This is a genomic window from Bacillus sp. F2HM, assembly GCF_019266135.1.
Classification (GTDB): domain Bacteria; phylum Bacillota; class Bacilli; order Bacillales; family Bacillaceae; genus Bacillus; species Bacillus safensis.
In genome coordinates this window covers 97,569-109,850 of record NZ_LRMO01000005.1, presented here as the reverse complement: position 1 = coordinate 109,850, position 12,282 = coordinate 97,569, and the positions used below count along the sequence as shown (strand labels likewise).

The 12,282-nt window shown below is 40.1% G+C and carries 14 protein-coding genes and 1 riboswitch; of the genes, 3 read left to right on the top strand and 11 right to left on the bottom strand.

Going from position 1 to position 12,282, the window contains the following annotated elements:
- Positions 1–169: 169 nt before the first annotated feature.
- The 4 genes from stoA to AWT60_RS03970 form a co-directional block, all read right to left on the bottom strand.
- The gene (gene stoA / locus AWT60_RS03985; protein ID WP_218676924.1) at positions 170–658 is read right to left on the bottom strand and encodes an endospore biogenesis thiol-disulfide oxidoreductase StoA; all 489 of its coding nucleotides are present in this window, start codon (positions 656–658) and stop codon (positions 170–172) included.
- Between the two features lie 54 nt (positions 659–712).
- On the bottom strand, positions 713–2,029 hold the full coding sequence (locus AWT60_RS03980; protein ID WP_076840949.1) for a polysaccharide biosynthesis protein: 1,317 nt from the start codon (positions 2,027–2,029) through the stop codon (positions 713–715).
- Between the two features lie 113 nt (positions 2,030–2,142).
- Positions 2,143–2,793 carry a cell wall hydrolase gene (locus AWT60_RS03975; protein WP_218676919.1) on the bottom strand — a complete coding sequence of 217 codons (651 nt, stop codon included), beginning with the start codon at positions 2,791–2,793 and terminating at the stop codon, positions 2,143–2,145.
- A gap of 307 nt (positions 2,794–3,100) precedes the next feature.
- A complete protein-coding gene (locus AWT60_RS03970) occupies positions 3,101–3,295 on the bottom strand; it encodes a hypothetical protein (RefSeq protein ID WP_024424688.1) in 195 nt (64 codons plus the stop codon).
- A gap of 167 nt (positions 3,296–3,462) precedes the next feature.
- Here AWT60_RS03970 and AWT60_RS03965 point away from each other — a divergent pair, with 167 nt between their 5' ends.
- Positions 3,463–3,651, top strand: a complete 189-nt coding sequence (locus AWT60_RS03965) for a YkvS family protein (protein WP_003211747.1) — start codon at positions 3,463–3,465, stop codon at positions 3,649–3,651.
- A gap of 123 nt (positions 3,652–3,774) precedes the next feature.
- On the opposite strand, the gene AWT60_RS03960 is transcribed toward AWT60_RS03965, so the two are convergent.
- Both AWT60_RS03960 and AWT60_RS03955 read right to left on the bottom strand, forming a co-directional pair.
- Positions 3,775–3,993, bottom strand: a complete 219-nt coding sequence (locus AWT60_RS03960) for a hypothetical protein (RefSeq protein WP_024424687.1) — start codon at positions 3,991–3,993, stop codon at positions 3,775–3,777.
- A gap of 393 nt (positions 3,994–4,386) precedes the next feature.
- Positions 4,387–5,133, bottom strand: coding sequence for an SDR family NAD(P)-dependent oxidoreductase (locus AWT60_RS03955; protein WP_075622919.1), 747 nt, complete (start codon positions 5,131–5,133; stop codon positions 4,387–4,389).
- Between the two features lie 168 nt (positions 5,134–5,301).
- Between AWT60_RS03955 and AWT60_RS03950 the strand changes: the two genes are divergently transcribed.
- Positions 5,302–5,664: a winged helix-turn-helix transcriptional regulator gene (locus tag AWT60_RS03950; protein WP_041106038.1), complete on the top strand. Its 363-nt coding sequence runs from the start codon at positions 5,302–5,304 to the stop codon at positions 5,662–5,664.
- Between the two features lie 449 nt (positions 5,665–6,113).
- Here the strand turns inward: AWT60_RS03950 and queF are convergent, their stop codons facing one another.
- From queF to AWT60_RS03925, 5 genes are all read right to left on the bottom strand, one after another.
- On the bottom strand, positions 6,114–6,611 hold the full coding sequence (queF, locus tag AWT60_RS03945) for a preQ(1) synthase (RefSeq protein ID WP_024426839.1): 498 nt from the start codon (positions 6,609–6,611) through the stop codon (positions 6,114–6,116).
- A gap of 15 nt (positions 6,612–6,626) precedes the next feature.
- Entirely contained in the window at positions 6,627–7,358 is a 732-nt protein-coding gene (queE, locus tag AWT60_RS03940; RefSeq protein ID WP_041106036.1) for a 7-carboxy-7-deazaguanine synthase QueE, read from the bottom strand.
- Positions 7,351–7,791, bottom strand: coding sequence for a 6-carboxytetrahydropterin synthase QueD (gene queD / locus AWT60_RS03935; protein ID WP_041106034.1), 441 nt, complete (start codon positions 7,789–7,791; stop codon positions 7,351–7,353). The genes queE and queD overlap by 8 nt, the downstream gene beginning before the upstream one ends.
- Positions 7,792–8,448, bottom strand: coding sequence for a 7-cyano-7-deazaguanine synthase QueC (gene queC / locus AWT60_RS03930; protein WP_041106071.1), 657 nt, complete (start codon positions 8,446–8,448; stop codon positions 7,792–7,794). It abuts the gene before it with no gap.
- A 159-nt stretch (positions 8,449–8,607) separates the two neighbouring features.
- A riboswitch (PreQ1 riboswitch) is annotated at positions 8,608–8,652 on the bottom strand.
- Between the two features lie 71 nt (positions 8,653–8,723).
- Positions 8,724–9,767 (bottom strand): YkvI family membrane protein, encoded by a 1,044-nt coding sequence (locus tag AWT60_RS03925; RefSeq protein ID WP_041085022.1) that lies wholly within the window; start codon positions 9,765–9,767, stop codon positions 8,724–8,726.
- 244 nt (positions 9,768–10,011) lie between these two features.
- On the opposite strand from AWT60_RS03925, the gene AWT60_RS03920 reads away from it, so the two are divergent.
- Complete coding sequence (locus tag AWT60_RS03920; RefSeq protein ID WP_041085023.1) at positions 10,012–12,114, top strand: ATP-dependent Clp protease ATP-binding subunit; 2,103 nt, start codon at positions 10,012–10,014, stop codon at positions 12,112–12,114.
- Positions 12,115–12,282: the final 168 nt, after the last annotated feature.

Sequence of the window (12,282 nt, the reverse complement as noted above, 5' to 3'; positions counted from 1 at the left end):
GGTTCTGACCAATTTTCAATTAATAATTATTATAATTTCTTTTTGATAATAATTATCATTATTGATATAGACCGTTCCGTCTTCTTCTGAGCACAGTGTATTCAGATGAAAAGCAAACGAACACAAAAAAGAACCAACAGAATTGGTTCTTTCACAGAAAGGATTTGTTCTACGAATTTGTCCACTCTTTGATTTGTTTTTTTGTCAGTGGACCTACATGATTTTTCACCACTTCTCCTTTTTCATTAATCAAAAAGGTCGTTGGAATGGTGATGATTTGATATTTCTTCATCATTTCTCCGTGTTCATCTAGTATGATCGGGAATGTAAACCTTCTATCTTTCACAAATTGGGCAACAGCATGTTTACTTTGTTCAGCACCTAGTAAATTCACGGTTAATATGTCAACATCACTCTGATTTTCTTTGACAATCTGTTCAAATTCGGGCAGCTCCATTTTGCAGGACGGACACCATGTTGTCCAAAAATGCAAAATGGTCTTTTTCCCTTTTTCGGGAACCATCTTCATGTCACCATTTAATGTCGGCGCCTCTATCCTTGGCGCCATCACGGGCTCTTTTGCTTCTGCTGCTGCGCTCATTAGAAATAGCAGCAGGGTCATCATCAGAAGACTGGCGGATAGATGTTTACGATTCATCATGATCTTCCTTCCCAGTTTTCTTCTAGCTTGCCCTCTCGATGGCGATGACATTCAAGCTTTTTTCAATGTAAGAAACATTGAAACGCCGAGCTCCTTACAAATCGTCGCATAATGCAGGGCAGTCAACAGCAGCATGCCTGTGTTCATCCCTAAAATGACCCCCATCATATTCAAGCTTTCAATTGAACCGAGGAAATACACCATAGAAAAAGAGACGACATGCACCCATATATTATGTAGGAACACATCTTTGATGAGCCCCATACCGATTAAACACGCTTGAAACGGCATCACAAACAGATGGCATAAAAAGTATGGCCAAAGCAGCTGTAAATAGACAGCAGCTTGCGGTGAATCAAAAAAAAGCTGTGTGAGCGGGTAAGCAAAATAATACATGACCATCACTGCCGGCACCCCGTATCCAAACGTTATGAGAATCGCCTGTCTGACACGTTTTTTCACAAGATCATACTGACCTAAAGCATAGGCTTCAGAGACACTCGGAATCATCACAATCATGATGGAATGAGCAATAAACGCCGGGAAAAAACCGATCGACATTGCGACACCAGCCAGCATGCCGTAATGATCAACAGCAAGTGTTCCAGAAATGCCTGCTGCAACGAGCGCTCCTTTGATTAAAAATGGTTCAACCGCATTGGCGATCGCATGAAAGATGCGCATGCCCGTTGTCGGAATGGAAACGGCTAATAGGCGCTTTCGCACATCACTTCCTCTTAATTCAACAGACCTGACTTTCACAGCATTTTTTGCCATGACGTATTGGGAGTATAAATAAATAAAGACAACAAGATCACTCGCAACAATGACACCAATGGCGATGAGTACTGCTGTTTCAATATCAAACGAATACCAATGAAAAAACAAAAACAAGCAAATAAGCTGGATCGTTTTCTTCAGCATATTGGCTAAAGCGATTCTGCCCATTTGCTGTTTTCCCATAAAATAGCCGCGGGCAATGGAGGTAAACGCAATAATCGGGATAAGTGACAGCACTAGACCCTTCATTAATGGATGATACGACTGAAACACTGGAATGAAAGGCAGTACAATGGCTGCGACAGCTGTAGTTGTACTTGTCACCACAAGCGTCATTTTAAAGGCATGACGGAGCATGCTTTTGTGGAGACGCTCATGTGATTCTGCAATGAATTTAGAAATGGAGACTGGCAGCTCTAAACTGGCGATCACAAGGACAAGCATGATGATTGGAAGGATACTCATATATAAGCCCATTCCATGTTCTCCAAGCTCTCTCGCTAAAATCATATTGACTAAAAACTCTATACACTCTGCAATAAAAGCTGCGACAGATAGCAGAATGACCCCTTTTACAAATCGATTCATGTAGCCTCCCCTTGTCTAAAGCAAATTCTTTTCACATTCTATGAGACAAGTCCAAAAAATATTTTAATAATTGAAGACAAAAAAAGAGCAATCTCATTGATCGCTCTTTTTCTCTATACGGCAAACACGTGACGTCCAATACGTTCTACAATTTTGCGGGAACGAATCCAGTGATCTGTTGCCGTTTTTGGATTATAAAAATAGATAGCCTTTGTTGTTCTGTCATGTTCTTTGACTACCTGCTTCACCGCTTTAATAGAATCTTGATCTGCCTTATCATGAATACTTCCATTTGATACTGGCTGGAAAGCATTTCGCTGATAAATCACACCTTTCACGCTGTCAGGAAAAGAACGATGCTCTACTCTGTTTAAAACAACGCTTGCCACCGCTTTTTTCCCTTCGTAAGATTCACCTTTCGCTTCAGCGTGAACCAACCGAGAAAGCAGTTCCATTTCTTCATTAGAATACTGTTTGCCGCTTGCCTTATTCGTTGTTTCAGATTTTACTTTTTTCTTTTGCTTCGGTTTTGAAGACTTTTCTTCTGTTGACGTACTTAGCATTTTCACTTTTGGCTGACGCTTCTCTTCAGAAAATGCTGGGATGACTTGATCGTGATCTTGATCTATATATGAAAGCTGATGTTTAACAGGTGCTTGTGAAAGTTCGTGACTTAATGTGCCTTGCTGCTCTTGTATATTGTCCATCTTCATTGCTGCAACGAGCATAAGGATGACAAAAAGAGCTGTATGAATTTTAATCATTCGCCTTTTTCCTCCTTTAATCAAAGTAGGCTGTAAGATACTTGTCCACTCTAACAAGACCTCATTCTATTTTCACGCACAAAGATTTACATGCCTGTCCAAATTCCGTCATTAAATGGCATGTCCTAGTTTTGCGCACATAAAATGGAATTGTTAGCGCTTAAAAAGGTCCCTTTTTCACCTATCATCATCCTTATGCTCCTGATTATGGGTTATTACATTTTCTTTTCATATGTATCAGAGTGGTTTGAAGTGTGACAAAAGAACGAAAATAAAAAAAGCTTTCTCTCATCAATGAGAAAAAGCTTTAGCTTCTTGCTTCTGTAAGATATTCAAAAATAACATCTCCACCATGTTTGGCGATCCCACGAAAATGTTTAAAATCATCTTGATTCACCAAAACAGAACGAAACGTTAAAAAGTCATCTTTTTGGATGGTCACCTGTTTTTCCGTCCCATTCCGTAAAGATTCGAGGATGGTGAGGATTTGTTCTTCAGTCAAAAAAACCGCTCCTTTTCAGCCATGATCAATTATTAAATATACCATTCGTTAGAAGAGCATACAACGAAAACAAAACAAAAACGTCTTTATCCTTTACATTGGTATGAAAATATTGCAAAATACTTTTTAATAGGGAATGAAATCTGTTTTTAAAGGAGAGGGATCGGTTGAAGATTGCAAAAATTGGAAATGTGATCGAATTTAGAAATGGTTTAACAGGTGTAGTTGAAAAAGTGAATGAAAACTCTGTCATTGTGGATGTCACCATTATGGACAACTATAGAGATTTAGAACTGGATTCACTAACAGTCGTTAATCATAAAAACTATAAAATCATCAAAGACTCCGTACATTAATTTGCAATCCTCAATTCAGACGATCGGTACATACGTATATATAAAGCAAATTTGGCTCGTTTGACAACTTTGCTCTATTTGAACAATCACATATGAAAAAGACTGATACCACTTAAAGTGGGGTCAGTCTTTTTGCGTATGAAAGGTTTGCATTTCCGCCTTCGTCTTGTACATCTCGACTTCCTCGGGTGTGATCACTCCTTTATCAATCAAGAGGGCAATCACTCCAAGCAATGTGGAGGCACTCCATTTATACCGTTCTTTGTTTTGATGTTCAAGCATTTGAAGCTCTTCCTTTAGCTCCATTAGCAGCTGCTCTGCCCGCTCTTCTTTGTTTGCCAACTCAAACGCCTCCGTTTATCATTCATTGCCTCTATTTTATCTTACATCAAATGAAATAAGCAAAAAAAGCATGATCCCTCTTTACAAACATACGTTCTGTCATGTATAATAAATTTACGAGCTGGTAGCCCCCAGCCGTCCTAGCAAGTTCTATTCCCATTCGTATGAGAAGAGTGACATGACTCTTCTCTTTTTTTTATGGCTGATTCGCAAAAAAAGACATGCATCCGGCATGTCTTTTCCTTTTTTCTCATTTTACATATCCATCATCAAACTTAGTTTACAGCATTTGTGGTTACTCAAGGACATAAGGAAAACGACTTTTTTATGCGACTCAAGTAAAACCCCATTAACTTTTTTTGAGGACTTATTTGTAATCCCTTCGCAGGGACATTATACCTGTGCTAGCCCGCCATCTACGAACAATTCAACACCCGTCAAGTAACTGCTTTCGTCTGATGCAAGGAAAGATACAGCGTTTGCTACTTCTTCAGGTGTCCCAACTGTTCCAGCTGGAACAGTTTTTCTGGCATTTTCCATCGCTCCTTCAAGTGCATCACCAAAAAGCTCATCGTATGCAGGTGTAAGAATAACTCCTGGACTTACCACATTTACACGAATTTCAGTACCTTTTAGGTCAAGAATCCAGTTGCGAACTAGTGCTCTTAATGCTGCTTTAGATGCTCCATATACACTAAATGCTGGGTTACCAATTGATCCAGCAGTAGAGCCCGTTACAATAATAGAACCTACTTTGTCCGGGAATAGTGATAGCGCTTTTTGAACAGTAAAAATGGTTCCTTTCACGTTAATGTCGAACGTTCTATCAACCTGCTCTTCAGTAATTTCACCTAATGGAAGGAAGTTGCCGATGCCTGCATTAGCAAAAAGGATGTCCAACTTACCTTTTTCCTGCTTTATCATGTCATATAGTTTGTCTAAGTCTTCAAGCTTAGAAATATCACCTTGAACACCGGTTACGTTCTTGCCAATTTGGTTAACAGCTTTATCAAGTTCGTTTTGTCTACGTCCCGTGATATAAACATATGCACCTTCGTTTACAAATTTTTGTGCTGTAGCAAGACCAATCCCACTTGTTCCACCCGTTACAAGCGCTACTTTACCTTCAAATTTCCCCATACTTAACACTCCTTTAGAATTCATATTATTTTATGTTTAGTACCTTTAAGTACTTGAAGAACAACTTACAAGATATAGTATCCTTCAGTAAGCACATTATCGGAAGTACCCACTTTTTTGTGATATAGTAACTAAAAAGTAATAAATGTGGATTGGAGAGCTTTAGACATGAAAAAATTTAGCTGTGGGTTTGAAGTGACAAAGGAAGTGATTGGCGGAAAATGGAAAGGCCTTGTATTATACTTTTTAATGAATGGACCAAAGAGAACGAGTGAATTAAAGCGCATTATCCCAAATATCACTCAGAAAATGCTGATTCAAACACTTAGAGAGCTTGAGGCCAGTGGACTTGTGACCAGAAAGATGTATAATCAAGTACCGCCGAAGGTTGAATATTCATCCACTGAACTTGGAGAATCTCTTAAACCTATCTTGCAGGAGCTCTGTCAATGGGGGAGCCATTATGCGGAGCAAGAGTATGCAGAAGGTGAATATGAAATTGTACAACCAGAGCTGCAGCAGCTGAAGTAAATCCTAAACAACTTCAATACCATCACCTAACAGATGAAGAACAGTCAGAAATAAATGAGATAGTCAATTTTGAAAGTGAAGTTCTATTCAAAAGTGTCATGGACTATATTCAGGAAAACTTTGATGAAATTCAAAAAAGAGCTGTTTCAAATGTTAGAGAAGGTTTAGAAACTTAGCCAAAAAATGAATGAAGATATGATCATAATATTTAATGCCTCTGATCTCTAGATAGGCATTTTTTCTTTCGGATAAAAAAGAAAAGACGTACAAATTGTACGCCTTCATCTGCTTCTGAACTATCAATTTTTCTCTGCATAGAAGTCACAGTTCAGGTTGCACCTCAGGTCACACTTTATCATACAATTCCCATGAGTATTTTCAGGTGTGACTTTTTCCATTTTTATTGTGACCCCAGTTCGTTTCACACTCCGTCTCACACAGCGAAATAATTACCGATTATCAATCGTCTCCGGATACATATCATGGTTCATCATACGGTATTCTGCCATTTCCTCATATTTCGTGCCGGGTTTTCCGTAGTTCGTATACGGGTCAATGGAAATACCGCCTCTTGGCGTAAATTTGCCCCAAACTTCAATATACCTTGGGTCCATCAATTCAATCAGGTCGTTCATAATAATGTTCATACAGTCCTCATGGAAGTCACCATGGTTACGGAAGCTGAACAAATATAATTTTAGCGATTTACTTTCGACCATGATTTCATTTGGGATATAGCTGATATAAACTGTCGCAAAATCAGGCTGTCCTGTTTGCGGACATAGTGATGTAAATTCTGGGCAGTTGAATTTCACAAAGTAATCTCTATTTGTATGTTTATTTGGAAACGTTTCAAGCACTTGTGGTGCATAATCAAACAAATAATTGGTTCCTTGGTTTCCTAGTAACGTGACACCTTCTAATTCTTCTGGTTTTCTTGTCGTCATGTCATCTCTTCCTTTCTATACGCCTCGTTTATTTCCCCACAATAACGTGTGCAGCTGCGGCAGCACTCTTACGCGGTTTAAGTCTGGATCTTGCGCGACTTGATCGACAAGCGCTTCATATTTCTTTAATAAATGCGTCAATAAGTACGCATCATCACCTGTCGTCGTGTCATCATTTCCTACCTGCAAATAAAACGCAAGCTCAGGGTATTTCGCATGAACATCCTTCGCATACGCTAGATCACGATCGTCAAAAATCACGACCTTCAGGCTAGCATGCTGCAACCTATTTCCGTTTTTCAGCTCATCTATGATACGTGTTAGTTTCGTAAAATCTGTTTTCATATTCGAGCTTGGCGGCTTAGGAGAAATGGTTAAATCATCAATTTTCAAAAACCATTCCTGATACATTGTCCCTTGTGTTTCAAGCGCTGTATCAATTCCCTCTTCATGCAGTAAATCAATGAGGGATTCCATTTGTTTTAAAAGCGCCGGGTTTCCCCCTGAAATGGTGACATGAGAAAAAGCCTGCCCGCCTATTCTTTTTAATTCTTTGACAATGTCTTCTGCCTCAAGCCACTGAATGTCATGCTTCGCTGAGCCATCCCATGTAAAAGAGGAATCACACCAGCTGCACGAGTAGTCACAGCCAGCCGTTCTAACAAACATGGTTTTTTGTCCAATGACCATTCCTTCTCCTTGAATGGTTGGACCAAAGATTTCTAATACGGGAATCGCTTTAGCCATTGATCTCAACTCGTTTCGGACGGTAAATGCAATAGCTTGTTGGTGTCTCTCTGACAAAAACCTGAACACATGTCGGCTTGTTCGATAAAGTTGATAAATACGCTGCGACTTTGTCATGTATGGTCTTTGCCACCACCTCAGTGGTTGGCATCGCGTATCGATCGTTTGATGAGAATTCCTCATGATCATTGAGCAGCGTGTGATCGTACTGCCCATGAATGAGCTTCTTCAATGTACTGAAATTGACAAGGAAACCCGATTCATCTAGCTCGTCTCCCGCAATCGTGATATTGATGGTGTACGTATGACCATGAACACGGCTGCATGCGCCCGCATCTTCTCGCGGAATGAAATGGGCAGCAGATACATGCATGTCTTTATTTAATTCAAATGAAAATGGATGATTGGTTTGTGGATAGATTTGAGAAAGCATTTAGTTTGCCTCCTTCATTTCCATATAAGTGTCATAACCGTTTTTCCGCAGCTTACACGCAGGACATTCCCCGCAGCCATCAGAGATGATGCCGTTATAGCAAGTGAGCGTTTCATTTTTCACAAAATCCAGCGCATTGAGCTCGTCTGCCAGCTTCCATGTTTCTGCTTTATTCAGCCACATCAGTGGTGTATGAATCACAAATGGTTTTTCCATTGCTAAATTCACTGTGACGTTGCAAGATTTCACAAACTCGTCACGGCAATCTGGATAGCCGCTAAAGTCTGTTTCACAAACACCTGTGATAATATGTCTTGCTCCAATTTGATACGCCAGAATAGAGGCAAAGGATAAGAACACTAAGTTTCTTCCTGGCACAAATGTGGAAGGAAGCTCTCCTTCTTTTTCCTCAATGTCAATGTCATCTCTTGTTAAAGCATTAGGTGCCAGCTGATTTAAAAGTGACATATCTAATAGATGATTCTTCACACCTAACTTGTCAGCAATTCTTTTGGCGACATCAATTTCTTCTTGATGACGCTGATTATAATGAAAGGTCACTGTTTCTACCTCTTCAAATTGTTGAAGTGCCCATAATAAACATGTCGTACTGTCCTGTCCCCCGCTGAAGACAACGACTGCTTTTTCATTTTTCATTTTCTGTTCTCCTCCTTTTGCAGATGCGTACAACCGTACAACACTGCATCTGAAAGGCTCCTGAAAACCCCTATTCTTCTCAAAAGAAAAGACACCTTTACATGTGTATGAGGTGTCCCAGCCATAAAAAATAAAAAATGCCACATCCAAGGATACGGCAAGTCCTTAGTTTTTTATAGAGGGTTTTGCTAGAACCTCTCCCGTCTTCACGGATTTTTGTTCAATTTTCACAGAGGATAGTGTACCACATATTCTTCATGCAGGCTATCCTTTCTTTACTTACCTAGCGGTTCAGGCACTTTTTTTAGACAAAGAAAGAGAATAAAAAAGATGCTGACATATCCAAAAACCGGGTAAACCGTTGATATCAGTGTACCGTAACCAATTTTACTAATCACATAGCAGCATATGAGAATAAGGGATATCGTAAAGATGCTGTTCATTCGGATATATGCCCTTACTTGTCTCTCCAGCCCGTATAAATTGCCTATGACGGATGTAAAAACTTCACCGAAGATGACAAATAAATAAATGAGATGAATGGAGTTTGCGACTTGATACACCACCTGAGCCATTGGAATATCAAAGGCCTCCAGCATATCTAATGAAGAAAGAGATAAAAAGCAAGCAAGCAAAATGAGTGTCAGCATGACGCCCCCAAGCACCGCTCCCTTTTTAATGACTGCTTCAGAGGTCATTTCATTTGCAACGGGTACTAACACTGCCTGTGACAGTGCTAAATTAAAGGCACCATAGGACACTGCTGATAGTATCCACTCGCCCTCACCCATTTGCAGCGCAAGAACATAACTTTCACTGCTGCTAAAAACAAATGAATCAAGAAACACAATCAATGAAAAGAAAATCAGCATTGGAACGACAAGGACGTTAACACCAAATAGCCCTTTTGAACCTTTAAAGAGTACAATGACGCTCAGAATGATCGTCAAAAAGATCCCATACTCCTTCGATATGCCAAGCTGTTCTTCAAAAATAGCCCCTGCGCCTGAAATCATGACTGAGGTAACACCGAGTAAAATAAAAAACATCACAATATTAATATATCGACTCGCAGCAGCGCCAAATAAAAAACGGTTCATATCTTGATAAGATTCTGCTTTGATTCGTTTCGAAATCAGCATCATTTTTGCACCAAGGCCAGTAAAAATAACACCGCTAATCAGAATTCCTAGTAGTCCAATCCAGCCAAAACGAACAAAAAATTCTACGATTTCTTTTCCTGTCGCAAACCCAGCTCCAACCACTGTTCCTACATATACAAAGGCAAGCTGAAAAGCGGATTCATTTGAACGTTTCATGTGACCCCTCCGCACCCATCACTTTCGATTGTCTCTTTTTTATCCTATGAGACAAGTTCCTTGAAAAGAAGGACAAACCATGATTAAATGCAAAAAAGGATTTTTATCCGTCTTTGAGCAAAACAGTTGAAAGTCAAAATTGGTCAGAGTATACTATAGTCAAAGATGGTCAAACAATAGACCATTTTCTTTAACATTCATTGGTCAAATAAAGTCAAACTTTATTTTAAGGAGGTCATGGCAAATGCGTTGTCAACATTGTCAAGTAAATGAAGCAACTATTCGCCTGAATATGCAAGTAAATTCGTCCCGGAGCCAAATGGTTTTATGTGAAGACTGCTATACCTCTTTGATGGAGCAGTCAAAAATGAAAATGGGACCTCAGCTTTTTGGAGGAAGTTCATTCTTCTCTCAGCAGGCAGGTCATGCCCCAAACATGGAGCAATCAAAGCAAAAAGGCTTACTCGATGAGCTTGGCCGTAACTTAACAGATGGAGCAATTGCTGGTTTAATTGATCCAGTCATTGGCCGTGATGAAGAAGTCGCAAGAGTCATTGAGATTTTAAATAGAAGAAATAAAAATAACCCTGTTCTCATTGGTGAACCAGGTGTTGGGAAAACAGCGATTGCAGAAGGACTCGCGCTGAAAATTGCGAGCGGCGATGTGCCAAATAAATTAAAGAACAAACAGATCTATTTATTAGATGTTTCTTCACTTGTCGCAAACACAGGTGTACGCGGTCAATTTGAAGAAAGAATGAAGCAGTTAATTAAAGAACTGCAGAGCCGTAAAAATATCATCTTGTTTGTAGATGAAATCCACCTTCTTGTGGGCGCAGGATCTGCAGAAGGATCAATGGATGCTGGAAACATTTTAAAACCAGCCCTTGCAAGAGGCGAACTGCAGCTAGTAGGTGCGACGACATTAAAAGAATATCGCCAAATTGAAAAAGATGCTGCACTCGAACGACGCTTCCAGCCCGTTATCGTGGATGAGCCAACACCAGATGAAGCGATCGACATCTTAAAAGGTATTCAAGATAAGTACGAGGCCTATCATGGTGTCACCTATTCAGATGAAGCCATCAAAGCGTGCGTTCAATTATCTTCGCGGTATATTCAAGACCGTCATTTGCCGGATAAAGCCATTGATCTAATGGATGAAGCTGGTTCAAAAGCGAACCTCTCCATTGATGCAGCAAGTGAAGATGAACTGACAAACCGACTAGCGCAAATTGCCGCAGAAAAACAGGCTGCGCTAAAAGAAGAGCAATATGAAAAAGCAGCGAAGCTTCGCGATGAAGAAGAAGCTATTGAAGCAAGACTTCAAAACAAAACAACTGACAAAGAGCATATCGTCACAGCAGAGGACATTCAGGCCATTGTGGAACAAAAAACAGGCATTCCTGTCGGCAAACTGCAAGCAGACGAACAAACCAAAATGAAAGAAATTGATGTCCGTCTAAAAGCACGAGTAATCGGGCAGGAGCATGCGGTTGATAAAGTGGCGAAAGCCGTGAAAAGAAGCAGAGCTGGATTAAAATCGAAAGATAGACCGACAGGCTCCTTCCTTTTCGTTGGACCAACAGGTGTCGGGAAAACTGAATTGTCTAAAACACTGGCTGAAGAATTATTCGGTTCAAGAGATGCGATCATACGTTTAGATATGAGTGAGTACATGGAAAAACACTCTGTGTCCAAACTCATCGGTTCTCCTCCTGGTTACGTTGGACATGATGAAGCTGGCCAGTTGACTGAAAAAGTGCGCAGAAAACCTTACAGCATCATTTTGCTGGATGAAATTGAAAAAGCACACCCTGATGTACAACACATGTTCCTTCAAATCATGGAAGATGGCCGCTTAACAGACAGTCAAGGCAGAACGGTCAGCTTTAAAGATACAGTCATCATCATGACAAGTAACGCAGGCAGTGCAGATAAAACGGTCAAGGTCGGCTTCCAGTCTGATCAGGAGGAAGCAATTGAGGAACAATCACTCATTGATTCACTCAGCAGCTACTTCAAACCAGAATTTTTGAACCGTTTTGACAGCATCATTCAATTTGATTCACTAGACAGAGAGGACTTAGTGAAGATTGTTGATCTTCTGCTTAATGAGCTGTCAGAGCAATTAAAAGAGCAGAATTTAACAATCCATGTCACAAATGAAGCGAAAGAAAAAATCGCAGAGCTTGGATATCACCCTGCATTTGGTGCTCGTCCACTTCGAAGAACCATCCAAGAGCATGTTGAAGATCAAATGACGGAGATCCTGCTTGAAGAGGAGCATCTTTCTGGATTTACTGTGGATGTTGAACATGACGAAATCGTTGTAAAAAAAGGATAACTACATCTTCAGGATGATATGCCTCTCCATCATGTTGCGGCGTCTAAGTTCCATCTGAACGCTGACGCTCCCCCGCCTCTTTTCCTTTAGGATAAAAGAAAAAGAGGTGGATCACATGATGAATTGGAGCTACGATCTTGTCAAAATCATGTATGAAGAAAAATTAAA